General features: G+C 71.0%; 24 protein-coding genes. 10 read left to right on the plus strand and 14 right to left on the minus strand.

Annotated features, from left to right (window positions below):
* The 4 genes from hflK to VQ03_RS13465 form a co-directional block, all read left to right on the plus strand.
* The coding region (gene hflK / locus VQ03_RS13450; RefSeq protein ID WP_048451395.1) for an FtsH protease activity modulator HflK at positions 1 to 1,204 on the plus strand (1,204 nt) is incomplete at its 5' end.
* Complete coding sequence (gene hflC / locus VQ03_RS13455; protein WP_048451396.1) at positions 1,201 to 2,121, plus strand: protease modulator HflC; 921 nt, start codon at positions 1,201 to 1,203, stop codon at positions 2,119 to 2,121. The genes hflK and hflC, both read left to right, overlap by 4 nt.
* Before the next feature lie 184 nt (positions 2,122 to 2,305).
* Positions 2,306 to 2,500, plus strand: a complete 195-nt coding sequence (locus VQ03_RS13460; RefSeq protein ID WP_048451397.1) for a DUF2065 family protein — start codon at positions 2,306 to 2,308, stop codon at positions 2,498 to 2,500.
* A 180-nt stretch (positions 2,501 to 2,680) separates the two neighbouring features.
* Complete coding sequence (locus tag VQ03_RS13465) at positions 2,681 to 4,189, plus strand: DegQ family serine endoprotease (protein ID WP_048451398.1); 1,509 nt, start codon at positions 2,681 to 2,683, stop codon at positions 4,187 to 4,189.
* Positions 4,190 to 4,753: 564 nt separating this feature from the next.
* Here VQ03_RS13465 and tolB read toward each other — a convergent pair.
* The 7 genes from tolB to ruvB form a co-directional block, all read right to left on the minus strand.
* Positions 4,754 to 6,094, minus strand: coding sequence for a Tol-Pal system beta propeller repeat protein TolB (tolB, locus tag VQ03_RS13470; protein WP_083467982.1), 1,341 nt, complete (start codon positions 6,092 to 6,094; stop codon positions 4,754 to 4,756).
* 45 nt (positions 6,095 to 6,139) lie between these two features.
* Positions 6,140 to 7,576, minus strand: coding sequence for a cell envelope integrity protein TolA (gene tolA / locus VQ03_RS13475; RefSeq protein WP_157064100.1), 1,437 nt, complete (start codon positions 7,574 to 7,576; stop codon positions 6,140 to 6,142).
* Between the two features lie 88 nt (positions 7,577 to 7,664).
* Positions 7,665 to 8,108: a protein TolR gene (gene tolR, locus VQ03_RS13480; protein ID WP_048451400.1), complete on the minus strand. Its 444-nt coding sequence runs from the start codon at positions 8,106 to 8,108 to the stop codon at positions 7,665 to 7,667.
* Between the two features lie 43 nt (positions 8,109 to 8,151).
* A complete protein-coding gene (gene tolQ / locus VQ03_RS13485; RefSeq protein WP_048451401.1) occupies positions 8,152 to 8,868 on the minus strand; it encodes a protein TolQ in 717 nt (238 codons plus the stop codon).
* A 187-nt stretch (positions 8,869 to 9,055) separates the two neighbouring features.
* Positions 9,056 to 9,460, minus strand: a complete 405-nt coding sequence (gene ybgC / locus VQ03_RS13490; RefSeq protein WP_048451416.1) for a tol-pal system-associated acyl-CoA thioesterase — start codon at positions 9,458 to 9,460, stop codon at positions 9,056 to 9,058.
* Between the two features lie 78 nt (positions 9,461 to 9,538).
* Positions 9,539 to 10,486 carry a metallophosphoesterase gene (locus tag VQ03_RS13495; protein ID WP_048451402.1) on the minus strand — a complete coding sequence of 316 codons (948 nt, stop codon included), beginning with the start codon at positions 10,484 to 10,486 and terminating at the stop codon, positions 9,539 to 9,541.
* Positions 10,479 to 11,486: a Holliday junction branch migration DNA helicase RuvB gene (ruvB, locus tag VQ03_RS13500; RefSeq protein ID WP_048451417.1), complete on the minus strand. Its 1,008-nt coding sequence runs from the start codon at positions 11,484 to 11,486 to the stop codon at positions 10,479 to 10,481. Before ruvB ends, VQ03_RS13495 begins: the two co-directional genes overlap by 8 nt.
* A 193-nt stretch (positions 11,487 to 11,679) precedes the next feature.
* Here ruvB and chrA point away from each other — a divergent pair, with 193 nt between their 5' ends.
* Entirely contained in the window at positions 11,680 to 13,077 is a 1,398-nt protein-coding gene (gene chrA / locus VQ03_RS13505; protein WP_048451403.1) for a chromate efflux transporter, read from the plus strand.
* 8 nt (positions 13,078 to 13,085) lie between these two features.
* On the opposite strand, the gene VQ03_RS13510 is transcribed toward chrA, so the two are convergent.
* Positions 13,086 to 13,739: a glutathione S-transferase family protein gene (locus tag VQ03_RS13510; RefSeq protein ID WP_048451404.1), complete on the minus strand. Its 654-nt coding sequence runs from the start codon at positions 13,737 to 13,739 to the stop codon at positions 13,086 to 13,088.
* Positions 13,740 to 14,017: 278 nt separating this feature from the next.
* Here VQ03_RS13510 and VQ03_RS13515 point away from each other — a divergent pair, with 278 nt between their 5' ends.
* Both VQ03_RS13515 and rpsU read left to right on the plus strand, forming a co-directional pair.
* On the plus strand, positions 14,018 to 15,262 hold the full coding sequence (locus VQ03_RS13515) for a polyhydroxyalkanoate depolymerase (protein WP_048451405.1): 1,245 nt from the start codon (positions 14,018 to 14,020) through the stop codon (positions 15,260 to 15,262).
* A 319-nt stretch (positions 15,263 to 15,581) separates the two neighbouring features.
* A complete protein-coding gene (rpsU, locus tag VQ03_RS13520) occupies positions 15,582 to 15,884 on the plus strand; it encodes a 30S ribosomal protein S21 (protein ID WP_048451406.1) in 303 nt (100 codons plus the stop codon).
* An 89-nt stretch (positions 15,885 to 15,973) separates the two neighbouring features.
* Here rpsU and VQ03_RS13525 read toward each other — a convergent pair whose 3' ends face one another.
* On the minus strand, positions 15,974 to 16,357 hold the full coding sequence (locus VQ03_RS13525; RefSeq protein ID WP_048451407.1) for a response regulator: 384 nt from the start codon (positions 16,355 to 16,357) through the stop codon (positions 15,974 to 15,976).
* A 473-nt stretch (positions 16,358 to 16,830) separates the two neighbouring features.
* On the opposite strand from VQ03_RS13525, the gene VQ03_RS13530 reads away from it, so the two are divergent.
* Both VQ03_RS13530 and VQ03_RS13535 read left to right on the plus strand, forming a co-directional pair.
* Positions 16,831 to 17,622: a class II glutamine amidotransferase gene (locus VQ03_RS13530; protein WP_048451408.1), complete on the plus strand. Its 792-nt coding sequence runs from the start codon at positions 16,831 to 16,833 to the stop codon at positions 17,620 to 17,622.
* Between the two features lie 541 nt (positions 17,623 to 18,163).
* Positions 18,164 to 18,550, plus strand: a complete 387-nt coding sequence (locus VQ03_RS13535) for a hypothetical protein (RefSeq protein ID WP_048451409.1) — start codon at positions 18,164 to 18,166, stop codon at positions 18,548 to 18,550.
* Positions 18,551 to 18,993: 443 nt separating this feature from the next.
* Here VQ03_RS13535 and VQ03_RS13540 read toward each other — a convergent pair whose 3' ends face one another.
* The 5 genes from VQ03_RS13540 to VQ03_RS13560 form a co-directional block, all read right to left on the minus strand.
* Entirely contained in the window at positions 18,994 to 20,673 is a 1,680-nt protein-coding gene (locus tag VQ03_RS13540; protein WP_048451410.1) for a methyl-accepting chemotaxis protein, read from the minus strand.
* A gap of 215 nt (positions 20,674 to 20,888) precedes the next feature.
* Entirely contained in the window at positions 20,889 to 22,379 is a 1,491-nt protein-coding gene (locus VQ03_RS13545) for a carboxypeptidase M32 (protein WP_048451411.1), read from the minus strand.
* Between the two features lie 146 nt (positions 22,380 to 22,525).
* Positions 22,526 to 22,963: an arsenate reductase (glutaredoxin) gene (gene arsC, locus VQ03_RS13550; RefSeq protein ID WP_083467983.1), complete on the minus strand. Its 438-nt coding sequence runs from the start codon at positions 22,961 to 22,963 to the stop codon at positions 22,526 to 22,528.
* A gap of 124 nt (positions 22,964 to 23,087) precedes the next feature.
* Positions 23,088 to 23,861: an AprI/Inh family metalloprotease inhibitor gene (locus VQ03_RS13555; protein WP_048451412.1), complete on the minus strand. Its 774-nt coding sequence runs from the start codon at positions 23,859 to 23,861 to the stop codon at positions 23,088 to 23,090.
* A gap of 21 nt (positions 23,862 to 23,882) precedes the next feature.
* Complete coding sequence (locus tag VQ03_RS13560; protein ID WP_208605512.1) at positions 23,883 to 24,839, minus strand: 2-hydroxyacid dehydrogenase; 957 nt, start codon at positions 24,837 to 24,839, stop codon at positions 23,883 to 23,885.
* 274 nt (positions 24,840 to 25,113) lie between these two features.
* Between VQ03_RS13560 and VQ03_RS13565 the strand changes: the two genes are divergently transcribed.
* Positions 25,114 to 25,694, plus strand: a 581-nt coding sequence (locus VQ03_RS13565) for an ABC transporter ATP-binding protein (protein WP_048451414.1), incomplete at its 3' end; no start/stop codon positions are given.

Genomic DNA, 25,694 nt, shown 5'->3' on the forward strand with positions numbered 1-25,694 from the left:
CAATCAGAGCGGCGGCAGTGTCGGTGGCGTCGGTAACGGGGGCGGTCCCTGGGGCAATCGCGGCGGCAATAGCGGCGGTCCCTGGGGCGGCGGTTCCGGCGGCGGAGGCGGCGGCCCGTGGGGCGGCGGAGGCTCGGGCGGCGGCAACCAGCCGCCGGACCTCGAGGACCTGCTGCGCCGCAGCCAGGACCGGCTCAAGAACCTGATGCCCGGCGGCGGCTCGGTCGGCACCAAGGGCGCTGTCCTGGCGGTGCTGGTCGTGCTGGGCCTGTGGCTGATGACCGGCTGGTACACGGTGCTGCCGAGCCAGGTCGGCATCAACACGGTGTTCGGCCGCTATACCGGCCAATCCGGCGAGGGCCTGCGCTACAACTTCCCCTACCCGGTCGGCGCCGTGGTCAAGCCGAATGTCGGCGAGCTGCGCAGCATCCAGGTCGGCTACCGCTCGGGCGCCGGCGCCCAGCGCTCCCGGGACGTGCCCGAGGAGAGCCTGATGCTGACGGGCGACGACAACATCGTCGACATCGACTTCGACGTGCAGTGGCGCGTGAACCCGGCCAAGGCCGAGGACTTCGTGTTCAACCTCCAGAACCCCGAGGGCACCATCAAGTCGGTGGCCGAGAGCGCGATGCGCGAGGTGGTGGGCCGGCGCCAGATCCAGGCGATCCTGACCACCGAGCAGTCGAGCGTGGCGCAGGAGGTGCAGCAGATCATCCAGAAGGCGCTCGATTCCTACGGCGCCGGCGTGCTGATCAACGTGGTCCAGCTCCAGGGCGTGAGCCCGCCCCCCGAGGTGCGCCAGGCCTTCGTCGACGTGAACGCGGCCCAGCAGGACGCGGCCCGCGCCCGCAACGAGGCCGAGACCTATGCCAGCCGCACGGTGCCGGAGGCCCGCGGCCGCGCCGCGCAGATGCTGCAGCAGGCCGAGGCCTTCAAGTCCCAGGCCACCGCCGAGGCGACCGGCCAGGCCGCGCGCTTCCGCGAGGTCTACGAATCCTACAAGCTGGCGCCCGCGGTCTCCCGCGAGCGCATGTTCCTCGACACCATGGAGAAGGTGCTGGGCGGCGTGAACAAGGTGATCATCGACCAGGGCGGCGCCGCCGGCGCCGGGGCCGCCGCGGCCGGCGTGCTGCCGGTGCTGCCGCTGCAGGACTTCGCGAATGCCGCCCGTCCCGGCGTCTCGACCCAGGGGAGCGCGCGATGAACGGCAACGCCCTTCGCACCGGCCTCGTCGTCCTCGGCGCCCTCGTCCTGGTGCTGATCTACGCCTCGGCCTTCACCGTGGGCCAGACGCAGCAGGCCCTGGTGCTGCAATTCGGCCGCGTGCGCACCGTGCTGAACCAGGCCGGCACCGACAAGCCCGGCCTCTACTTCAAGGTGCCGTTCCTCGAGAGCGTCGTGCTGTTCGAGAAGCGGCTGCTCGATCTCGACCTGCCGGTGCAGACCGTGCTCTCGGCCGACCGGCAGAACCTCGAGGTCGATGCCTTCGCCCGCTACAAGATCGCCGATCCGCTGCGCTTCTACCAGGCGGTGAACAACATCCAGGTCGCCAACCAGCGCCTGGGCAGCTTCACCAACGCGGCGATGCGCAACGTGCTCGCCAGCGCCTCGCGGGACGCCATCGTGCGGACCCAGCGCGAGGCCCTGATGAACCGCATCCAGGAGGACGTGAACCGGCAGGCGAAGAATCTCGGCATCGAGATCGCCGACCTGCGCCTGACCCGCGTCGACCTGCCGGCGGCGAACTCGCAGGCGGTCTACCAGCGCATGCGCACCGAGCGCGAGCGCGAGGCGGCGGATCTGCGCGCCAACGGCGCCCAGGTGGCGGTCACCATCAAGGCCAGGGCCGATCGCGACGTGACGGTTCTCATCGCCGAGGCGAACCAGAAGGCCGACCAGCTCCGCGGCCAGGGCGAGGCGGACCGCAACCGCATCCTCGCCGACGCCTTCGGGCAGGACCCGGACTTCTTCGCCTTCTACCGCTCGATGCAGGCCTACGAGAAGGGGTTGAGCGGGTCCGACACAAGGCTGGTGATCAGCCCCGGCTCGGAATTCTTCCGCTACTTCAACGACCCGCAGGGCCGGGCACGTCCCGCGGCGGCCCCGGCCGCCGGCCAGTAGGCCGGCGCCCCCGCCCAGCGGTGCCGACACGCGACGACACCCGAGCGCCCCGCCCCGGCGGGGCGCGCTTTTGTGACGGCGGGCTGCACGCCTGCCGTATCGCGGAGAACGACAAGATGCGACCGCAGGGGGGAACAGGAACGGCGCCGGGAACCGCCCGCGGGCGGCCATGCGGTCTCCTGCCGTGAAAGACCTCGTTGCCGCCCTCGGCCTCGCCCTGGCCATCGAGGGCCTGCTCTGCGCCGCCTTCCCGTCGGCGATGCGCCGGGCGATGCAGGAAGCCTCCCAGACCCCGATGGAGCGGATGCGCCTCGTCGGCCTCCTCTCGGCCGCCGCCGGTGTCGTCGTGGTCGGCGTCGTGCGCCTGCTCCTCGGTTGAGCCGCCCGCGGGTGAAGCCCGGGCCTTGAACCGGCCCGCCGTGAAACGATCTTAAGGGACGCTTCCGGCCCGATCGCCGGGGCTGCCCGGGTGCCGCCGCGGAGGCTGATGACGCCTCCCCGGCGTCGCGCCGGGCCGATACGCTTTTCGCTCGACGACCCTGCCCAACGAGGTTTCCAGATGGCCGCTTCCTCGCGCCGTAACCCCGCTTTCGCGAGACGGCGCCTGCCCGCGCTCGCGGGAGCCCTGCTCGCGCTCTCCGTCGGCACGGCCTCCCTGCCGAGCGTCGCCCTGGCCAAGGGGCCCGAATCCCTGGCCGACCTCGCCGCGCAGGTGACGGATGCGGTGGTGAACATCTCGGCTTCCACCACCGTCGAGGCCCGCGGCCGCACCTTGCCGCAGCTGCCGCAGGGCACCCCGTTCGAGGACCTGTTCGAGGAGTTCTTCAACCGCCGCGGCCAGGGCGGCGGCGGCGAGAGCCAGCCGCGGGCGCCGCGCCGCTCGAACTCGCTCGGCTCCGGCTTCATCATCGATTCGTCGGGCATCGTGGTCACCAACAACCACGTCATCGGCGACGCCAACGACATCCAGGTGATCCTGCATGACGGCCGCAAGCTGAAGGCCGAGATCGTCGGCAAGGATTCGAAGATCGACCTCGCGGTGCTGCGGGTGAAGCCCGATCCGGACCGGCCGCTGAAGGCGGTGCCGCTCGGCGACTCCGAGAAGATGCGGCCGGGCGACTGGGTGATCGCGATCGGCAACCCGTTCGGCCTCGGCGGCTCGGTCTCGGCCGGCATCGTCTCGGCCCGGGGCCGCAACATCGAGTCCGGTCCCTACGACAACTACATCCAGACCGACGCGGCCATCAACAAGGGCAATTCGGGCGGCCCGCTGTTCAACATGAACGGCGAGGTGATCGGCATCAACACCGCGATCCTGTCGCCGACCGGTGGGTCGGTCGGCATCGGCTTTGCCGTCCCGACCGCCACCGCCGGCCCGGTCATCGACCAGCTGCGCCAGTTCGGCGAGGTGCGCCGCGGCTGGCTCGGCGTGCGGATCCAGAACGTCGACGACACCACCGCCGAGGCGCTCGGCCTGAAGGGCGGCGGCCGCGGCGCGCTGATCGCCGGCGTCGACGAGAAGGGCCCGGCCAAGACCGCCGGCCTCGAGGTCGGCGACGTGATCACCAAGTTCAACGGCGTCGAGGTCAAGAGCTCGAGCGACCTGCCCCGCGTCGTCGCCTCGACCCCGGTCGGCAAGGTCGTGGACGTCACCACGATCCGCAAGGGCCAGGAGCAGACCAAGCAGGTCACCCTCGGCCGGCTCGAGGACAGCGACAAGCCGCAGCAGCAGGCGGCGCTCAACCGGCCGCAGCCGGAGGCCGACGTCACCCGCCAGGCGCTGGGCCTCAACCTCTCGGGCCTCTCCGACGAGTCTCGCAAGCGCTTCGGGGTGAAGGAGAGCGTCAAGGGGGTGCTGGTCACCCGGGTCGACCCGAACTCCAACGCCGCCGACAAGCGCATCCAGCCCGGCGACGTGATCGTCGAGGTGGGCCAGGAGGCGGTGACCTCGCCGGCCGACGTCACCCGCCGCATCGACCAGATCAAGAAGGACGGCCGCAAGTCGGCCTTGCTCCTCGTCTCCAACAAGGAGGGTGAGGTGCGGTTCGTGGCGTTGAGCCTGGAGTAATCGAACGTCGCGCGGCGGGTTTTCGACCCGCCGCGCGCTGCTTCTTTATTGCCCCTTCATTCTGACCTCACCGAAGCAACATCCTCCATGTCATGCCGGGGCCGCGCAGCGGAGCCCGGAATCCAGACACTCAGGTAGTTCAGAAGGAAGCGGTCAGCGTTCCGCTTGATTCTGATTGTCCTGCGGTTCTGGATTCCGGGCTCCGCTGCGCGGCCTCGGCATGACGAGGGGGAGTCTCAGGGCTGTCGAGGGTCCAGCAGACTTCGTGGCGATGCCGCATCCATCCGGGGCTACTCTGTTGGCAGCCCCCATCCTCCACCGCCAGTCCCGGAGCTGCGCATCGGAACCCGGGATAAACGTCAAGGCGTACGAGCATTCCTCCCATCGCTGACCGCGAAGGAGGCGCCCCGTCGCCGCAGAGGCTCCTGGAGCCGTCCTTCGAGGCTGAGCGATCGAAAATCGCTCAGCACTCCAGGGTGAGGCCGTGGATGGGACGAATCGTAGGGACGATCGGTGGTGCGAAGCCTCGTCGGCCGGTCACTGCCCGTGACCGGCGCGACATCGTCATTTCTGCGCGTCGATCAGCGGCGACCAGGTCGGGTCGGAGGCATAGGACGGGGTCGGAACCGGCTGCTCGACCTTGCCGGTGATGTCGACCATGTAGAGCTTGCCGCCGGCCTGGCCGCCGGGGTCGCGGAAGAAGATCAGGTACTGGCCGTTCGGCGCCCAGGTCGCGCCCTCGTTGTGAAACCCTTCCGTCAGCACCCGCTCGCCGGTGCCGTCGGGCTTCATGATGCAGATCGAGAACGAGCCCTTCCGCTGGCGCGTGAAGGCGATGTAGTCGCCCCGCGGCGACCAGGCCGGCTGCGAGGCCGAGCCGTCGCCGAAGGACAGGCGGCGCGGGTTCGAGCCGTCGGCGCCCATGATGTAGATCTGCTGCTGGCCGCCGCGGTCGGATTCGAACACGATCTCGCGCCCGTCCGGCGAGAAGGACGGCGAGGTGTCGATGGCGTTGGCGTTGGTGATCCGGGTCTGCGCCTTGGAGGCGAGGTCCATCACGTAGATGCTGGCATTGCCGCCGTCCTGGTCGCTCATCACCAGGCGCCGCCCGTCCGGCGAGAAGCGCGGGCTGGTGCTCATCTCGGCATTGGTCGGGATCACCTGCCGGGAGCCGGTCGAGAGATTGATCACCTGCACCCGCGGCTGCTGGCCGGTGACCTGGGACATGTAGGTGATGTCCTGGGTCGAGGGCGAGTAGCGCGGCGCCACCACCGAGGCCTCGCCGCTGGTGAGATAGCGCACGTTGGCGCCGTCCTGGTCCATGATGGCGAGGCGCTTGCGGCGGTGCTCCTTCGAGCCGGATTCGTCGACGAAGGCGACGCGGGTGTCGAAGAAGCCGCCGATGCCGGTGATCTTGGTGTAGACCGCGTCCGAGATCAGGTGGCCCATGCGCCGGGCATTGGCGCCGTCACCCGCATATTGCTGGCCGATCATCTGCTGGCCCGAGAGCACGTCCCAGAGCCGGAACTCGGCCTTGAGCCGGCCCGACCCGTCGCGGATGACACGGCCGGTGACCAGGCCCTGCACGCCGATGTCCTTCCAGGCCGAGAAATTCGGGGCGGCGTCGAAGTTCGGGTTCTCGGGGAAGCGGGCCTTCTCGACCGGCGTGAAGTAACCGGAGCGCTTCAGGTTGTTGGTCACGATGCCCGACAGGGTCGGGCCGAGGCTCGGATCGCCGGAGAACTCGGCGATGGCGATCGGCATCGGCTGGAAGGCGCCGCCGGGGCCGATCCGCAGGTTGAGCTGGGCCTGCGCGGGCGATGCGAAGCCCGAGGCGAAGCCGGTGGCGAGGCACAGCCACAGGAAGGCGGCGAGCGCGGAACGCAATCGCGAGGGGGAGTGCATGGAGGGGACGTCCGTCGTGGGTGAGGCAGGCGGCCGGCGGGTTTCTTACGCCCGCGGCAGCTCGAACTCCGCGTTGATGACCCGCCAGTCGTTGTAGAACGGAGCGAACTGGGATGGGATGCGGAAGGGCGCGCAGCGGCGCACCGCCCGCACCGCGGCCTCGGCGATCGAACGGTCGATCGCGCTGCCGCCGGCACGCAGGATGCGCGGATCGGTGGTGAGGGACCCGTCGGGGTTCAGGCGGATGTCGAGCTGCGGCAGCACGATGCCCTGCGCGGCACCGGGAGGCGCCGAGTAGCAGCGCTCGATCTGCTGCTGCAACAGGCCGACCAGGGCGTCGCGCTGGCTCGGGTTCAGGCGCTGGGACGTGCCGGTGGCGGCCCCCAGGGCGGCGGTGCGCTGCACCTCGCGGCCGGTGGCACCGGTCGCGTGCGACGGCCCATGCGCCGCCAGCACGTCGCGGATCGACCCCGAATTGAACTTGTCGGCGAGCTCGGCCTGACGCCGGGCCTTGGCCTCGGCGGCCGCCTTGGCCTTCGCCTCGGCCACGGCCTTGGCTTTCGCGGCAGCCTCGGCCTTCGCCTTCGCCTCCGCGGCGGCGTGGGCCTTGGCTTCCGCCTCCGCCTTGGCCTGTGCCTTCGCCTCGGCTTCCGCTTGGGCCTTGGCTTCCGCTTGGGCCTTGGCTTCCGCCTGGGCCTTGGCCTCGGCACGCGCCTTCGCTTCGGCCTTCGCCTTGGCCTCTGCAACGGCCTTGGCTTTCGCCTCGGCTTCGGCTTGAGCCTTGGCTTCGACCTCCGCCTTGGCTTCCGCCCTCGCCTTCGCTTCGGCCTCGGCGCGGGCCTTCGCTTCGGCCCGGGCCTTGGCGGCAGCCTTCTCGGCCGCGGCCTTCTCGGCGGCGGCTTTGGCCTCGGCCAGCTCCTCGCGCCGGATCGCCTCGGCCTCGGCCTTCTCGGCCGCCGCCTTGGCAGCGGCCTTCGCGGCCTCCTTGGCAGCCTCCTTGGCAGCCTCCTTGGCGGCTTCGCGGGCCGCTTCCTTCGCGGCTTCCTTCGCCGCCTCCCTGGCCTCGCGCTCCGCTTCGGCCTTGGCCTCGCGCGCCTCGGCCTCCGCCTTGGCCTTTGCGGCGGCCGCCGCCGCGGCCTTCTCGGCATCGGCCTTGGCGGTGTCGGGGCGGGCCGGCGGCATCGGCGCGGGTTCGGGCTGCTCGAGGGCCGGACGCAGGGGCGGCGTCGGCATCTCCTCGGCGTTGGCGACCTTGATCTCGGGCGGGCGCGTCGGCGGCGTCGGCACGTTGGCCTTGGCCTCGCCGGGGTCGTTCTCCTGCTGCTTGTCGGCGACCCGGTCGGCCCGCGGGCTCTTGGCCGGGGCCTCGCCGTCGCGCTGGCCCTTGGTCAGCTCCGAGAACTGGTTCTCGGTGATGACCTCGACCGGCACGCCCTCGTCGGCCTGCGGCAGCACGTGCGAGGCGGCGGCGAACAGCGCCATGCCGATCAGCACCACATGCGCGCCGGCCGAGACCCAGACGCCGGGTTCGGACCTGTCGAAGGGAAACAGCACGGACAACCCCGCCCTACTAACGCTGGTCGGGCTCGGTCACGAGGGCGACCTTCTTGAAGCCGCCGCTCGTCACGATCGCCATCACCTGGGCGACGCGGCCGTAATCGACCCGCTTGTCGCCGCGCACGAAGACCCGCTCCTCGAAGCCGTCCTTGGCGGTGGCCGAGATCTTCGCGACGATCGCGTCGTCGGTCAGCTCGTCCTCGCCGAGGAAGACCTGGCCGGTCTGCCGGATCGAGAGCGTGATCGGCTTCGAATCCTGGTTGAGCGGCGCGGCCTTGGTCTGCGGCAGGTCGAGGGGCACGCCGACCGTCATCATCGGCGCGGCGACCATGAAGATGATCAGGAGCACCAGCACGACGTCGATGAACGGCGTCATGTTGATCTCGTTGATCGCGCCGCCCCGCCGGCCGCGCCGACGGCGCCCGCCGCCCTGTGCCGCTCCGGAGGCCATGCCCATCTGGCTCAATCCTTCCTGGAAACTTGCCGTCTGAAGGCTGGGGTCAGGCCGCGAGGGCCATGCGCTCGTCGATCTGACGCGACAGGATGGCCGAGAACTCGTCGGCGAAGCCTTCGAGGCGGCCCTGCGCCTTGGCGACCGAGGCCTGGAGCTTGTTGTAGGCGAGCACCGCGGGAATCGCCGCGAACAGGCCGATCGCGGTGGCGAACAGCGCCTCGGCGATGCCGGGCGCGACGACCGCGAGCGAGGTGTTCTTCGAGGCGGCGATCGACGTGAAGGCGGTCATGATGCCGAACACCGTGCCGAACAGGCCGATATAGGGACCGGCCGAACCGATCGAGGCGAGGAACAGCAGGCGCGATTCCAGCCGCTCGACCTCGCGCTGGATCGTCACGTCGAGCACCTTGTCGATGCGCTGGCCGAGGCTGCGGATCGAGCGGCCCGAGCCCTCGTAGGAGCGGCGCCACTCGCGCATCGCGGCGACGAACAGGGCCGCGAGGCCGGTCGCCGGCTTGTCGTTATAGGCGCGGTAGAGTTCCTCCAGCGGCCGGCCGGACCAGAACTCCTCCTCGAACGCGTCCATCTCCGCCTTGGTGCGGCGGAAGAGCAGCGTCTTGTCGATGATGATCGACCAGCACCAGATCGATGAGCCGAGCAGGCCGAGCATCACCACCTTGACGACGAAGTGGGCCTGCCAGAACAGGCCGAACATCGTGATCTCGGCCACGGGCATCGCCTGGGCGGCGTCGGCGGGATTCATGCGGCTTTCCTCGCGTCCCGGGCCGATGAACGGCCCTCGGGCACTCCAACCGGGATCGGGGCTTTTCGTATGGTGGTTCGATCGCGCCCGAATCTGTCGAAAGTATGGGCCGCCGCTCCGCATCTGGAGCATTCGCCCGCCGCGAGTTAAGCCCCCGACAGGGTTAAGGATTGGTGAGCGCGACCGCTCAACGGCGGGTCAGCGTGCGGCGCAGGGCCTCCGGCAGGCGCACCGCCCGGCCGTCGCGCACGCAGGCCACCACCACCTCGGCCCGCACCAGGGTCTCGTCGCCGCGGCGCACCTCCTGGTCGAGATGCATCGAGGCGCCGCGCAGCTCGCGGGTCGCGGTCAGCACCGTCAGGGTGTCGTCCATGCGGGCGGGCTTGAGGTAGTCGAGGCTCATGCGCCGCACCACGAAGACGAGGCCGTCCGCCTCCCGGTGCAGGTCCGACTGGTCGCCGGCGAGCCCGCGCAGCAATTCGGTGCGGCCCCGCTCCATGAAGCGCAGGTAGCTCGCATGGTAGACGAAGCCGGAGAAATCCGTGTCCTCGTAGTAGACGCGCAGGGGCAGGGCGTGGGCGTCCGGGGGCATGGTCTCGGTCACGCGGGGTCCGTCCTCTCAGTCCACAGTACACGACACAGCAGGTTGCGCGGTGTGCCGTGCTCTCAATCAGGCGACGGCGTCATCCCCCAGTTCCACCACCACGATCTCCGGCGGCACCCCGAAGCGGATCGGCGCGATGCTCAGGCCCAGTCCCCCGGAGATCACGAGGTCGCCCGCCTCGCGGACATGGCCGTAGGCGTAGCGGCCGGGATAGCGCGAGGGCACCACCGGCGACCAGCCGAACAGCCGCACCTGCCCGCCATGGGTGTGGCCCGACAGGGTCAGCGCCACCCGGGCCGGCACCTCGGCGAAGATGTCGGGCTCGTGCGCCAGCAGGATCATCGGGGCGCCGTCGGGCACCGCCGCCAGGGTGGCGGGCAGATCGTGCAGGCCGATCCGCCCGCGGCCGGTGCGGCGGCGGACCGGCAGCAGGGCGAGCTGGTCCTCGAGCCCCGCGAGCCAGACCGGGCCGGCCCGGGTCGCGAGCGGCACGGCCTCGTTCGACAGCACCCGGATGCCGTTCTCGGTGAGCGCCGTGCCGGCGATGGTCGGCCCGGCGCCGCGCTTCTGAGCGGTCTTGTCCTCCCACCAATCGTGGTTGCCGAGCACCGCGTAGACGCCGAGCGGCGCCGTGAGCCGGCCGAGCACCGGCGCCCATTCGGCCGCTGGCACATAGCGGGTGACGTAGCGCTGGCCGGCCACGAAATCGCCGACCAGCACCACGAGGTCGGCCTGCAACGCGTTGGTGGCCTCGACGATGCCGGCGATGCGCGCGACGCTCATCCAGGGATCGCAGGCATGGATGTCGGTCAGCACCGCGATACGCAAGGTCAGCCCCGCCGGCCAGGGCGCGGCGGGATTGGGCTTGATCGCGTAACGGGTCACGACCTGGCGAAAGGGTTCGATCCCGGTGGCGTAGGCGCCGGTGCTCACCCCCGAGAGCGCGACGGCGCCCGCGCCCTGGAGCAGCCGGCGGCGGGTGAAGAGGCGGTAGCCCCTCCCCTCCTCACGCATCCTCGTCCCCGGTGAACAGCCCGAACTGCACGGTGGGATCACGGTTCGGTTCCGGCAGGCCGAGATGGCGGAAGGCGTGGGCGGTCAGCACCCGGCCCCGCGGCGTGCGCTGCACGAAGCCCTTCTGGATCAGGTAGGGCTCGATGATCTCCTCGATCGCGTCCCGCGGCTCGGAGAGCGCCGCCGCGATCGTCTCGACCCCGACCGGCCCGCCGTTGAACGAGTGGGCGATGATGTTGAGGTACTTCCGGTCCATCGTGTCGAGGCCGGCGGGATCGACGTCGAGGAGCCGCAGCGCCCGGTCGGCGATGGCGCGGGTGATGGTGGGCGCGTCCTCCACGATGGCGAAGTCGCGCACCCGCCGTAAGAGCCGCCCGGCGATGCGCGGCGTGCCGCGGGCGCGCTTGGCGATCTCGTTGGCCCCGTCCGGCGCCATGCCGATGCCGAGCACCCGGGCGCCGCGGGTGACGATGAGCTCGAGTTCGTCGATATCGTAGAATTCGAGCCGGACCGGGATACCGAAGCGGTCGCGCAAAGGCGTGGTGAGAAGGCCGGCCCGCGTGGTGGCGGCCACCAGCGTGAATTTCGGCAGCTCGATCTTCACCGAGCGGGCGGCCGGCCCCTCGCCGATGATGAGGTCGAGCTGATAATCCTCCATTGCCGGATAGAGGATCTCTTCCACCGCCGGGTTGAGGCGGTGGATCTCGTCGATGAACAGGACGTCGCGCTCTTCGAGGTTGGTGAGCTGCGCCGCCAAGTCGCCGGCCTTGGCGATCACCGGGCCGGAGGTCGAGCGGAAATTCACCCCGAGCTCGCGGGCGACGATCTGGGCGAGCGTGGTCTTGCCGAGGCCGGGGGGCCCGACGAACAGGACGTGATCGAGCGCCTGGCCGGTCTTCTTGGCCGCGTCGATGAACACCTGGAGGTTGGCGCGCGCCGCCCTCTGGCCGGTGAAGTCGGCGAGGCTGAGCGGCCGGATCGAGGTTTCGAGATCGTCCATGCGGCGCTCGGAGGTGAGGAGGGCTTTGTTGGGCTTGCTCACGCGGGACCTGACGGATGCATGATCGGCGGCGCGAGGCCGGCGGCACCCGCCCGGGCGGCCCCCGCTCGCCGGATGTAATCTCTGGGCTCTGTCGCACAACGCGACCGATCGCGCTACGCTGCGGCGCGTTCAAGCCCGGAGAGCCCGCCCCGTGACGACGCTGGATCCCGCGGCGGGCATCGCCGCGCCAGAGCGCGAAGCCCCGCGACCCGTCACCCTGGCCGAGGCCCTGCCGGTCTGGCTGCGGGTCGCCGCCCTGTCCTTCGGCGGGCCGGCCGGGCAGATCGCGGTGATGCACCGGGTGCTGGTCGAGGAGAAACGCTGGATCTCCGAGAACCGCTTCCTGCATGCCCTGAACTTCTGCACCCTGCTGCCCGGGCCGGAGGCGCAGCAGCTCGCCACTTACGTCGGCTGGCTGATGCACGGGGCCCGGGGCGGCCTTCTCGCCGGCGGGCTGTTCGTGCTGCCGGGGCTCCTGGCCATCATGGGCCTGAGCTGGATCTACGTCCTCTACGGGGAGGCCGGCCCGGTCGCCGGCCTGTTCTTCGGCCTCAAGGCCGCGGTGCTCGCCATCGTGCTCGAGGCGGTGCAGCGCATCGGCCGGCGGGCCCTGCGCGGGCGGGTGATGACCGGGCTCGCCGCCGCCGCCTTCGTGGGCATTTTCGTCCTCGACGTGCCGTTCCCGCTCATCGTCGTGGCGGCGGGCGTGGTCGGCTTCCTCGGCGGCCGGGCCGGCCATCCGGCCTTCCGCCCCGGGGGCGGGCACGCCGTGAAGCCTGAGGAGGGCGCCTATCTGTTCGGCGACGACGCGCTGCCGCGCGAGCGCACGACCTGGGGCGAGACGCTCACCACCCTCGCCGCCTGGGCGGCGATCTGGCTCGTCCCGGTCGCCGCGCTCCTCCTGGCCCTGGGTCCGGAGGACGTCTTTTCCCGCATCGCGGTGTTCTTCTCCAAGATGGCGCTGGTGACCTTCGGCGGCGCCTATGCGGCGCTCGCCTATGTGGCGCAGGCCGCCGTGGAACAGTATGGCTGGATGCGGCCCGGCGAGATGCTCGACGGGCTCGGCATGGCCGAGACGACGCCCGGCCCGTTGATCATGGTGACGCAGTTCGTCGGCTTCCTGGCCGCCTATCGCAGCCCGGGCGCCTTGCCGCCACTCGTCGCCGGCACGCTCGGCGGGCTGCTCACCACCTGGGTCACCTTCGCGCCCTGCTTCCTGTGGATCTTCGTCGGCGCCCCCTCCATCGAGCGCCTGCGCGGCCACCGGGCCCTCGCCGGTGCGCTCTCGGCGATCACCGCGGCGGTGGTGGGGGTGATCCTCAACCTGGCGGTCTGGTTCGCCCTCCACACGCTGTTTCGGACTTTGCGCCCGGTGGCCTTCGGGCCGCTGACGCTCGACGTGCCGGTGCTCTCGAGCGTCGACCCCTACGCGCTCGTCCTGGCGCTCGCCGCAATCGTGGCGGTGTTCCGCTTCCGGGCCGGGATGATCCCGGTGCTCGCGGCTTGCGCGGCGGCGGGGATGGGGCTGCGGCTGGCGGGGCTGATCTGAACCGGCGCTCAGAACTCCATGTCCAGCTCCTCGATCTCCTCAGGCTCCTCCGCCGCCGCGGCGATCCAGTCGCGCATCAGGTCCCAATCCATGATCCTGTCGCGATAGGCGGCGCAAGCCGGCGGCAGGTCGACGCCGTAGGTGACGAAGCGGGTGCAGACGGGGGCGTACATCGCGTCCGCCACCACCGGCCGCGCGCCGAACAGATAGGGACCCCCGTGGGCCTCGAGCGCCTCCTGCCAGATCTCGACCACCCGGGCGATGTCGGCCTGGGCGCCGCCCCAGAGCTTGAAGTCGGTGTAGCGGGCGCGCAGGTTCATCGGCAAGGCCGAGCGCAGGTTGATGAAGCCGCCATGCATCTCGCCCGAGATCGAGCGCGACCAGGAGCGGGCGGCGAGGTCGTCGGGCAGGAGGCCGGCCTGCGGCCGCACCTCGGTGAGGTACTGGGCGATGGCGAGCACGTCCCAGACCCGCACCGCGCCGTGGGTCAGCCGCGGCACCAGGAACGAAGGCGAGAGGTGCAGGAGCTCCGCCCGGCTCGCCGGATCGCCGGACAGAACCTCCACGTCGAGGTCGAGCCCCGCCATGCGGCAGAGCAGCCAGCCCCGCAGCGACCAGGACGAATAGTTGCGGCTTGAGATCGTCAGCGTCGCCTCGGCCATGGCGTCCTCCCCCGGGCCGGCATCGTCGCGCGGCCCGTCTGCCCCTGAGTTTCCGGACCGGCGATCCAAGACTCGTGCCGATCGGGACCGTCAGAGGCGCCATCGTCGCACAAGTCGACCAAAGCAGAATCGATTTGGCACGAGGGTCGCATCCCGCAAGCTCGGGGACGGCTGCCGTTGCGTTCCGCCGAAAGTCCGGTCGCGCGCGAGGAAAGCCGTGCCTTACGATTGCCGGCGGGCCGCACCCCACGCGTGTCCGTGAGGGAGTGCCCGGGCCGATGCTCTACGATGCCTTCGAGGTCCAGTCCGATATCGCCACCGCCGCCCGCACCTGGGGGCGGGTGCTGCACGACGGGACGACGCCGTGGATGCGGGCCGGCTACGGCGCGCCGGCGACCTGGATCGCGGCCGCCGCCCGGATGATGATGCGGGCCGGCCTCACCCATGCGCGGCCCTCCTACGGGATCGACGCGGTGCGCATCGGCAACCGCGAGGTGCCGGTGACCGAGGAGCCGGTGCTGTCCACGCCCTTCGGCACGCTTCTGCGCTTTCGCAAGGACATGGTCAGCGAGCAGCCCCGGGTGCTGGTGGTGGCGCCCCTGTCGGGCCATTTCGGCACGCTCTTGCGCGGCACGGTGCGCACGCTGCTCGCCGACCACGACGTCTACATCACCGACTGGCACAATGCCCGCGACGTGCCGCTCAGCGCCGGCCGCTTCGGCTTCGACGACTACGTCGCCCACCTGGTGCAGTTCCTGGAGACGATCGGCGAGGGCGCCCACCTCGTGGCGGTGTGCCAGCCCGCCGTGCAGGCGCTGGCGGCCGCCGCCGTGATGGCCGAGAGCCGCAACGCCGCGCACCCGGCGAGCATGACCCTGATGGCCGGCCCGGTCGATACGCGGATCAACCCGACCAAGGTCAACGAGCTCGCCACCTCGCGGCCAATCGACTGGTTCGAGCGCAACCTGATCGCCACCGTGCCGCGCCGCCATGCCGGGGCCGGGCGGCGGGTCTATCCGGGCTTCATGCAGGTCGGGGCCTTCATGTCGATGAATGCCGCGCGCCACATGCACGGCCATCTCGACCTGTTCTGGCACCTCGCCGAGGGCGAGGGCGCCCAAGATGCCCGCGCGACGGAGGCTCAGGCGAAAGCGGCGCAGATCGAGACCTTCTACGACGAGTACTTCGCCGTGCTCGACCTCGCGGCGGAATTCTACCTCGAAACGGTCAAGACCGTGTTCCAGGACGCGACGCTGGCGCAGAACAAGCTGACTTTCCGCGGCGCCCCCATCGACATGCGGGCGATCCGCAGGACCGCCCTGATGACGGTGGAGGGCGAGCGCGACGACATCTGCGCCGTCGGCCAGACCATGGCGGCGCACGACCTCTGCACGGGCCTGAAGCCGTTCCGCAAGCGCCACCACCTCCAGGCCGGCGTCGGCCATTACGGCGTCTTCTCCGGCCGCAAGTGGGAGAGCCAGACCTACCCGCTGGTGCGCAACTTCATCCAGGCCAACGCTTGACCCGGGCCCGCCGTCGCCTACCTGCGACGGCGTCCGGCGCGAGGCCCGTTCCCACCCCGCCGCCGCTCAAATTTCGGTCAGGCCGCCACTCCCCGGTTGGAAGTCGCAGCGGAGTGGTGTAAGGCCCCGATCAGGCGCATACCGTGCGCCGACAGCTTGCGCCGGGCTCCGGTGCGACCGCGATGTGACCTAAGCCCCTCCCGGCCCTTCCAGGTCCGGGCCGTGGGGCGCATTTCGGTTGGCCGGGCAGGCAGCCATCCGGGCGCGTTCCGCGCAAGGTCGGCCACGATTTTGGATTTAGACGAGAGGACATACACCCTTGCAGGTACTCGTTCGGGACAACAACGTCGATCAGGCTCTCCGCGTCCTCAAGAAGAAGATGCAGCGTGAGGGCATCTTCCGCGAGATGAAGCAGCGCAAGGCTTACGAGAAGCCGTCGGTGCGCAAGGCCCGCGAGAAGGCGGAGGCCGTGCGCCGCGCCCGCAAGCAGGCCCGCAAGACCGCCATCCGCGAGGGCCTGATCGCCGCGCCGAAGCCGAAGCCCCGCGTCGGCGCTCCCCGCCGTCCCGGCCCGGCCCCGTCCGCCGCTGCCCCGGCCGCCGCTCCGGCCGCCAGCGCGTAAGATCTCGGCTGCGCCCCGCCGACCCGGCGGGGCACTTTCCGAACCGACGAGCCCGACGCCGCAAGGCGTGCGGGCTCTTCTCGTCGGCCCTAGGCCGCGGCGGCGTAGGCGGCCCGCTCCGCCTCGACCAGCACGTCGAAGGGCCGCCAGGGCTTCGGCATGTAGACGGCGTGGTCCGGCACGGCCTGCGTCGCGCCCGGCCGCGAGGTCACCACCAGGCGCACGTCCGGCCAGTCCCGCTCCACCGTGCGGGCGAGGGTGGCCCCGTCCATGTCGCCGGAGAGCTGCATCTCCGTGAACAGCAGCGCGACCTCGGAGCCGTGCTCGCGCATCACCGCCAGCGCGTCGGCGGCGCTGTCGCAGGCGATGACCTCGAGGTCGGTCTCCTCCAGGATCGCCGCGGCGAAGTCCCGTACGGATTCATCATCCTCCACCACGACGGCGATCGGCGCGGTGGGTGCTGCTCTGCCCATGAAGCCTCCTGTCTTGTCGTTGAGCGTGTTGATTGTCCCGGGTCCTCGTGAGTGCTCGGGATCGATGCCGGAGCGATCGACGTGCCGAAGAATCGCGTCGTTGCCCCCGATGCGCGACGGTGGGAGCGGGCGGAGACGGCGGAACGGGGATCGGGACCGGCGTGGAACGCGCGCCGGAACAATGGATGCAGGTTCGTGACGCGAACGCGCCTGCGCGAGCATCAACGACTCAATGCTGACATTGATCCCGGCAAAAGGTCTACCTCACCCGGGCAACCGATGCGCGACGCGCATGTCAGGCCCTGACCCGAGGCGATTGCCCGTAACTTGGGCATAAGGGGAACCTTCGGGCATGCTGCGGCGCATTAACGGGCTGTTCACCAACTTGAGCGGAATGTTACCGTTCGATGACGGCGGCGGACGAGGCACGGCCCGGAGCGGGACCGGCACCCGCCGCGGGGGGTGAAGAGCCGATGTGCCGCTTCCTCGCCTACCACGGCGATCCGGTCTATCTCGACGAACTGGTCTGCGCGCCGACCCATTCCCTCGTGCACCAATCGCTGCACGCGGCGGAGGCCCAGACCGAAACCAACGGCGACGGCTTCGGCATCGGCTGGTACGGCGAGCGGCCGGAGCCGGGCCTGTACCGCGACGTGCGGCCGGCCTGGTCCGACGAGAACCTGCGCAGCCTCTCCCGGCAGATCCGCGCCCGCACCTTCTTCGCCCATGTCCGGGCCTCGACCGGTACCGCGACGACCCGGGCGAACTGCCATCCCTTCGCCCATGGCCGCCACCTGTTCATGCATAACGGCCAGATCGGCGGCTATGCGCGCATCCGCCGGCGGCTCGAGGCGCTGATCCCGGACGGGCTCTACGACGCGCGCCAGGGCACGACCGATTCGGAGGCTTTGTTCCTCCTCGCCCTCGCACACGGCCTCGACCGGGACCCGGTCGGCGCCATGGCGGCGAGCCTGTCGACGGCCCGCGGCCTGATGCGCGAGGCGGGGATCGACGAGCCCCTGCGCTTCACCGCCGTGCTCACCGACGGCGAGAGCCTCACCGCCTTCCGCTGGGCCTGCGACGGCCGCCCGCCGAGCCTGTACTGGCGCGAGACCGGCACCGGCCTCGCCGTCGTCTCCGAGCCGATCGACGGACTGCGCACCGGCTGGGCCGAGGTGCCGAAGGGCGGCACGCTGCTGGCGCGCCCGGGCCAGCCGGTGAAGGTCGTCGGGCCCGGGGAGACGGGGTTCCGGGCGGCGGCCTGAGGGCCCGGCTGGCGGTGCCGCCAGCCGTCATCCGTCCCGGCCCTCGCAGCGCCGCCGGGGGCCGTCTTTCGAGACGAGAAGAGCGCGGGTTTTCCCCTCGCCCCGACCGATCCCGGGCTCTGCCAGCGACGGACGAAGTCGGGCAAGCCCGACTTCCCGCGGCGAGAGCGGAAATCCAGCGCTCTCCCTCTCCCCGGACAGCTCTGCCAGCATCACACCAAGACGGCTCGATCAGCAATAACGTACCAATCTCCCCATTATAAATACTATAAATAATTTTTTGTTATAGCAAGTATTCTCGTCGCGCCGAGGTGTTTTGCCTTGCGCCGTTCGACGCAAGCGCGCAGATACGCCGGCCTGCCCATCGCTGCCGAGCGATAATCCCTCAATGCACGCCCATCCAACAGGAAGAAGCGGCCGCCTCCCCGTCGCGCCGGCAGAGGCGGCTGGCGAGCCCGACACGCCGGCATCGTTTCGTCATGCATTCTCGACATCGCTCCCGAACATGGTCGACCGGTCGAGAATAAAACGAGAATGCGAAGTGGCTTCGACGATCGGCCTGAAGCGCGACGATATCTTGTATCGTCTCCCCGTCCGACGCCTGCGCTACTGGTGGCACAGCCCCGAGCGCGTCCTGCTCGCCGTGCCCGACTGGTACGCCCCGCCCCAGGCCGACTGGCCGGCCCAGCTCGTCCAGGTCGGCTTTCCCCTCGCCGACACTTTCGGCGAGGCCGCGGAGCTCGCGCCCGACCTCGCCGCTTTCCTGCGCGTGGGACCGGCGCCGCTCGTCGTCATCTACGGCTCGGCGATGGCGGGCGCGCACGCCTTCCTCGCCGCCGCCGTCGCGGCGTGCCGGCTCTCGGCCGGCGTGCGATCCTGCTCGCCGGCCGGGCCGACGAGATCCCGGCCAGCCTGCCGCCCGGGGTGATCCACGTGCCTTACGCGCCGCTGAGCCGGCTCCTGCCGGCTGCACGCCGATTACGCACGCGCCACCCTTTACAGCGCCATCGCCGCCGGCACGCCGCGGCCCGAGCACGGCCTGTTCCTGGAGCCCTGGATCTACGATTACGGCGCCCTGGACGAGTACGCCGTCAACGCCTACCGGGCCGGCGACGACCGCGGGAGCCTGGAGGCGAGCTTGCGCGCCCTGGCCTCCGGCAAGGTGCCCGAGGGCCAGCGCGCGCGCTTCCTGGCCAATACCCGCTTCCCCCTGGACCGGCTCGCCGGCAGCCGCGCGACCCCGGCTGCGGGCTAAGCAGCCTTGCCCTGGCAAGCCAACGCTTCGTCCGCCTGGCCTCTTGATGTGTCGCAGATAGTCGCCGCAAAACCGGCAACCCCTTTTGCGAAACCTGCTCAGGACTCGACAGGCTGTCACGCAGCCCGCACCTCCCCCAGGAGCGCCGTCACCGCTTCGGCCAAGAGGGTCGAGTTCTGCGCCAGCACCCCGGCCACCGCCCGGACCTGATCGGATTGGGCGGCGCTCGCCAGCGAGGCGGTGCGGACCTGGTCGATGCTCGCCGCGACGCTGCAGGCCTCGGCGCTGGCGCGGTCGATGTTGCGGCCGATGCCGGCGCTGGTCTGCTCCTGGTCCTGCATCGCGCCGCGGATCTCGTCGGCCAGCCGGCTCGTCTCCGCCACGGCGTCGATGATCGCGCCGATCTCCTGGGCGGTGTGCCGGGTCGCGCCCTGGATCGCGGCGATCTGGGCGGCGATCCGGTCGGTGGCGGCCGCCGTCTGGCCGGCGAGGGCCTTGACCTCGCCGGCCACGACCGCGAAGCCGCGGCCCGCCGGCCCGGCCCGGGCCGCCTCGATGGTGGCGTTCAGCGCCAGCAGGTTGGTCTGCTCGGCGATGGTGCGGATCAGGTCGGCGGCCTCGCCGATCTCGCCCGAGGCGCTCACCAGCCGCTCGACCGTCGTGGCGGTGGCCTGGCTGCGGACCAGCGTCGCGCTCGCCATCTCGCTCGCCCGTCCGACCCGGTCGCTGACGCCGGCGGCGGATTCCGAGAAGTGCCGGAACGCGCCCTCCACCTCCCGGACGGCCTCGGTGGCGATGCCGGAGGCGCCGGTGACCGCGGTGGATTGATGCTCGACCTCGTGCGCCGCCCGCGACAGCACGTCGGCGGTCAGCTCCATCTCGCGGGTCGAGGCGTCGAGCGCTCCGGCCGCCTGCGAGGCCCGGGCCTGGAATGCCCGGCAGGCCTCGTCCAACCGCTCGGTCCGCCGCCGCTCGATCTCCGCCCGGGCCCGCTCCTGGGCCTGCGCCGCCGCCTGCTCGCGCAGGGCGCCCTGGAACACCGCGATGGCCGACGCCATCTCGCCGATCTCGTCGCGCCGCCGGGTGAACGGCACCGTCACCGCCAGGTCTCCGGCGGTGAGGGACTGCATCGTGCGGCGCAGGGCGCCGAGCGGGCGCTGCACCTGCGTCAGGCTCACCCAGACCGCGCCCGCGATGGCGACGACGAGCCCGAGGGTCGGCACCGCGACGAGGGCCACCGCCTCCCGGCGGCGGGCCTGGGCCACAGCCTCGCGCTGCTCCTGCAGGCGCTCGAGCACCGCGTCACCGAGCTTGAGGATCCGCGCCACCATCCGCTCGCGGCTCTTGATCGTCGCCTCGTCGGCGGCCTGGATCTGCGCGGCCTTCGGCGAGAGCGTCTGGCCGAGCTCCGCCGTGTCGCGCTGATAGGCCATGAATTCCTGGAGGGTCAGGGACAGCTTCCGCGCCTCATCCTCGTCGAGATAGGGCTGGAGCGCCGCGAAGAAGGCCGTGCGCTCGGCCTCGACGGCCTCGAGCGCGCTGCGCAGGGCCCCGAACTTCTGCTTGGCCTCGGCGACGTCCCCGGCCGCCACCAGGGCCTGCACCGTCACCACCACGTGCTCGATGCCTTGCGCCAGGGTGCGGGTGTGGAGCGCCGCCTCCCAGGCCGCCTCCACGGCGCCCGCACGCCGTTGCTCGTTGTGGGAGAGGGAGATCGCGAAGGCGGCGATGCCGGCGGCGACCAGGATCGGAAGACCGACGACGACGCCGAGCTTCCTGCCGAGAGTGAGGCGCATGGATGGACCGGGAAACGATTTGCTGGTCCGCCCTTAGCCCCTCAAATGCTTATGCAAGATTAAACTTAGCCGCCCAATGAATATTATGAAGCTTTTGTGTCATGAATATCAATGTGCAGAAAATTTGAATAAAATACAATCTTCTCGTTCCACATCGTCGCTGCGCTCGTCAAGCGCAGCGGCGATGGTCCTTCATCCCCGGTCGAACGGGGTCGTCAGGCGTCGAGGTAGCGCCGGCGCAGGTGGCCGAGGAAGATGTCGGCCGAGAGCGGCTGCCCGGTCGCGGCAGCGAGGATCTCCTGCGTGCCGAATGCGCTGCCCTTGCCATGCACGTTCGCCCGCAGCCAGCCGACGAGGGGCGCGAAGTCGCCCCGCGCGAGGCCCGGGCGCAGGTCGGGCTCGGCCTTGCAGGCGGCGTCGAAGAGCTGGGCCGCCATCATCGCCCCGAGCGTGTAGGTCGGGAAGTAGCCCCAGGCGCCGCCGGGCCAGTGGATGTCCTGGAGGCAGCCCTGGGCATCGTCCGGCACGGTGAGCCCGAGGAGCCGCTGCATCCCCTCGTTGAAGGCGCCCGGCAGGTCGCCGATCTCCATCTCGCCCCGGATCAGCGCCCGCTCCAGCCGGTAGCGCAGCAGGATATGGGCCGGATAGGTGCACTCGTCGGCATCGACCCGGATGAAGCCCGGCGCGACCCTGGTGTAGTTCCGGTAGAGGGCATCAGTCTCCCAGGCCGGTCCGGTACCGCCGAAGGCCTCCCGCACCAGCGGCGCCAGATAGGCGACGAACTCGCGGCTGCGGCCGGCCTGCATCTCCAGGGTGAGCGACTGGCTCTCGTGCAGGCTCATGCCGCGGGCCGCCCCCACGGGCTGGCGGCGCCAGGCGGCGGGGCGGCCCTGCTCGTAGAGGGCGTGGCCGGTCTCGTGCAGCACGCCCATCAGGGCGCGGGCGAAATCGGCCTCGTCGTAGCGGGTGGTGATGCGCACGTCGTCGGTGGCGCCGCCGCAGAACGGGTGCAGGCTGACATCGAGGCGGCCTCTCTTGAAGTCGAACCCCGCCGCCCGCATCAGGGCGAGCCCGACCTGGCGCTGGGTCTCGACCGGGAACGGCCCCTCCGCGATCGGGGCCGGCCCCGCCGCGTCCTGGCGCGCCCGCGCCCCGGCGATCAGGCCCGGCAGTTCGTCCTCCAGGACCGCGAAGAGCGGGTCGATGGCGGCTTGGCGCAGGCCCGGATCGTAGCTGTCGAGGAGGGCGTCGTAGGGCGCGAGACCGAGGGCCTCGCCCTTCGCCCGGCCGATCTCGCGCTGGAGCCGCAGCACCTCGGCGAGGTCGGGCCGCAGCAGGGCGAAATCGGCGGTCCGGCGCGCCTCGCGCCAGGTCATCTCCGCCCGCGACACCGCCCGCGAGCTCGCCTCGACGAGGTCGCGCGGCACCGCCGCGGCATGGGTGTAGGACCGGCGCATCTCGGCGAGGTTCGCCCGCTGCCAGGCATCGAGCCCGTCCTCGTCGGCCGCCGCCGCGAGCCGGTCGGCGGTGGCCGGATCGGTCAGGAGGTCGTGGGCGAGGCCGCGCAACACCGCGATCTGGTCGCCCCGCCCCTCGGCCGCCCCGTCCGGCATCAGCGTCTGCGCGTCCCAGCCGAGGATGCCGGAGGCGTCCTCGAGGGCGCTGATGCGGGCGAAGGTGGCTTCGAGGGCGCGGTAGGCCTGCATGGGGTGATCCGGTCGCTGTCTCTGGTCACCCGGTTGTCCGACGCCGGCCCGCCTCCTGGCAAGGACCGGGCTGCCGGGTGCGGCAATCGCCGACAAGCCCGGCCGCGAGCATCGGGAGCGAATCTCGTTCTGGTCGAGAGCGAGGCTCAGGCCGTGGCGACGCGGCGTCCGTGCTCGTCGACGACCCGCTCGCCGTCCTCCTTGACGAACTCGCCCTGCTGCGCCGGCAGGAGATCCAGCACGGCCTCCGAGGGCCGGCACAGGCGCACGCCCTTCGGGCTCACCACCAGCGGGCGGTTGAGCAGGATCGGATGCGCCTCGACGGCGTCGAGCAACCGGTCGTCGGTCAGGGCCGGATCGCCCAGGGACAGCTCGGCGAAAGGCGTGCCCTTCTCGCGCAGCAGCGCCCGCACGGGGATCCCGGCCCGCCGCGCGAGCGTGCGGATCATCGCCCGGCTCGGCGGGGTCTTCAGGTACTCGACCACGTGCGGCTCGATCCCGGCGTTGCGGATCATCGCCAGGGCGTTGCGGGACGTGCCGCAGGCCGGGTTGTGGTAGATCACGACGTCGAACGGCTCGGTCACGGGCGGCGACTCCGGCGGGGCAGCAGGCGGCAAGGACTTCGGCAGCAAGAGTTTGGGCGGCAAGGACTTCGGCAGAGGCCGTCCCGGGCTCACGCGCGGCGGCCGGCGCGCAGGCCCTGCCCGCTCACGGCTCGACGCGCCGCAGCACGAAGGTCGTCCCGATCTCCGGGTCGCGCCGCCAGCGCCCCTCCCCTACCGGGATCAGCTCGACGCTGTGGCCGCGCCTCGCGACGAGGACGAGGCGGCCGGCCTCGTAGTGCCAGGCGGTGGGATCGAACAGGGCGAGGCCCGGGTCGCGGCAGCCCTCCTGCACCTGGGCGCCGTCGGCCTTGAGCGCGACGCGGCAGACGTCCTTCTCGACGAAGCGATCGAGGGTGTAGAGCCCGGTCACCGCAGCGGCGGTGGCGGGCGCGACGGCGAGGCCGTCGCGGGAGGCCTCCCGCGCGGTCGGCAGCGTCGAGAGCGCCGCCGGCGTGATGAGCGGCGCCTCGGGGGCGGAGGGCCGCGCCCCGGCCTGGGCCAGGCTGTAGCGCTCGCCGCTCGGGCTTTCCGCGCTGCGGGCCCCCTCGCCCTCCGGCGCCGCGAAGGCCAGCAGGGGCTGGCCCTCCCGGTCGAGGAGCTGGATCAGGTCGCCCTCCTGGCGCCAGCCACCGAGGCCGTTGACGACCGGCAGGGCGCGCCGGCAGCCGGCCGGGAAGCGCAGGGCCTGGCCGACCGGGCCGGCCTCCGCCGCCAGCATCAGGCCGCAGCGGCGGAAGCTGCCGTCGAGGGCGAGCTCCCAAGGCCCCGCCGCCCCGGTCTCCCGGGGCGGACCGCTCTCCTGCGCCGCCGCGCCCCCCACCCCCATCGCCGCCGAAGCGGCGAGACCGAGGACCGGGAGGAGGCGGCGCAGGGACATGGCACGAGTCTCTCGAAGGTCTTAAGCCTTCCAGGGCGTCTCGGCCACGGGGGTCACCGGACCGTTGCCCTGGAACCAGGAGGTCAGGTTATCAACGACGAGCTGGCCCATTGCGTTGCGCGTGTGAATCGAGGCCGAGCCGACATGGGGCAACAGAACCGCGTGCTCCTGGGCGATCAGGGCGTCGGGCACCTTCGGCTCGTCGGCGAACACGTCGAGGCCGGCGCTCTGGATCGTGCCGTCGGCGAGCGCCGCGGCGAGCGCATCCTCGTCCACCAGCGTGCCGCGGGCGACGTTGACGAGCACGCCCTGCGGCCCCAGGGCCTCCAGCACCTCGCGGCCGACGATGTTCTTCGTCTCGGGGCCGCCGGGCGCCACCACCATCAGCACGTCGCAGGCCTTCGCCATCTCGAGGAGCGAGGGGAAGTACTCGTAGGGCACGTCCGCCTGCTTGGTGCGGCCGTGATAGGCGATCGGCAGACCGAAGGCGACGAGGCGATGCGCGATCGCCCGGCCGATGCGGCCGAGGCCGAGGATGCCGACCTTGCGCCCGCGCAAGGTCCCGGTGAGCGGATAAGGCTTCTCCAGCCACTTGCCCTGGCGCAGGTAGCGGTCGACCTGCGGGATCTGCCGCACGGTCGCGAGGAGCAGGCCGACGGCGAGATCCGCGACCTCGTCGGTCAGCACGTCGGGCGTGTTGGTGACGATCACGCCGCGCCGCCCGCAGGCCGCCGCGTCGATCGTGTCGTAGCCGACGCCGAAATTGGCGACGATCTCGAGCTTCGGCAGCCGGTCGAGCAGCGCGTCGTTCACGTGGACGTGGCTCACCGCCATGCCGCGGATCTGATGCCCGACCTCGTCGAGGAAGCGCTCCTTATCCTCCGCCAAATCCCCGCGGTGGAGGGTGAAATGCCTCTCCAGGCTCTCGGTCACGAGCGGCATCATCGGCCGCATGATCAGAACATCTGTGGACTTCAAGCCTGTCTCCCGGTCGTTTCTGGCGCATCCGACGATGGGCGCATGGCGAGGACGCTTGATCTTGCGCCCCGCGCGCCCGATGATGGCCGCCAACACGAGAGGCGGCAAGTCAGGCCGCCCCGTTCTACGGGTCGAGGAAACACCCCCATGAGCGCCAGCCGCCCCGAAGCGGGCCCGCCTGTCGTGTATTCGTCGTCTGCCTGTGGCAGCGCTGCCGTTCCGGTCCGCGCGCCGCGCGCGACCTCTTTCCGATAGACACGACTACGAGGAGCCGATGGCCGGGCTGGAAATCAGGAACGTGCGCAAGTCGTTCGGGGCCACCCCGATCCTGCACGGCGTCTCGATCGACATTCAGGACGGAGAATTCGTGATCCTGGTCGGCCCCTCGGGCTGCGGGAAATCGACCCTCCTGCGCATGATCGCAGGACTGGAGAACATCACGGCGGGCGAGATCCGGATCGGCTCGCGCGTCGTCAACGCGGTGCCGCCCAAGGAGCGCGACATCGCCATGGTGTTCCAGAACTACGCGCTCTACCCGCACATGACGGTGCGGGACAACATGGCCTTCTCGCTCAAGCTCCGGAAGGCCGCCAAGGAGGAGATCGAGAGCCGGGTCAGCCGCGCGGCGGCGATCTTAGGCCTCGAAAAGCTCCTCGACCGCTATCCGCGCCAGCTCTCCGGCGGCCAGCGCCAGCGCGTCGCCATGGGGCGGGCGATCGTGCGCGACCCGCAGGTCTTCCTCTTCGACGAGCCGCTGTCGAACCTCGACGCCAAGCTGCGCGTGGCGATGCGGGCCGAGATCAAGGAACTGCACCAGCGGCTGCGCACCACCACGGTCTACGTCACCCACGACCA

The sequence above is a fragment of the Methylobacterium tarhaniae genome (assembly GCF_001043955.1).
Classification (GTDB): Bacteria; Pseudomonadota; Alphaproteobacteria; order Rhizobiales; family Beijerinckiaceae; genus Methylobacterium; species Methylobacterium tarhaniae.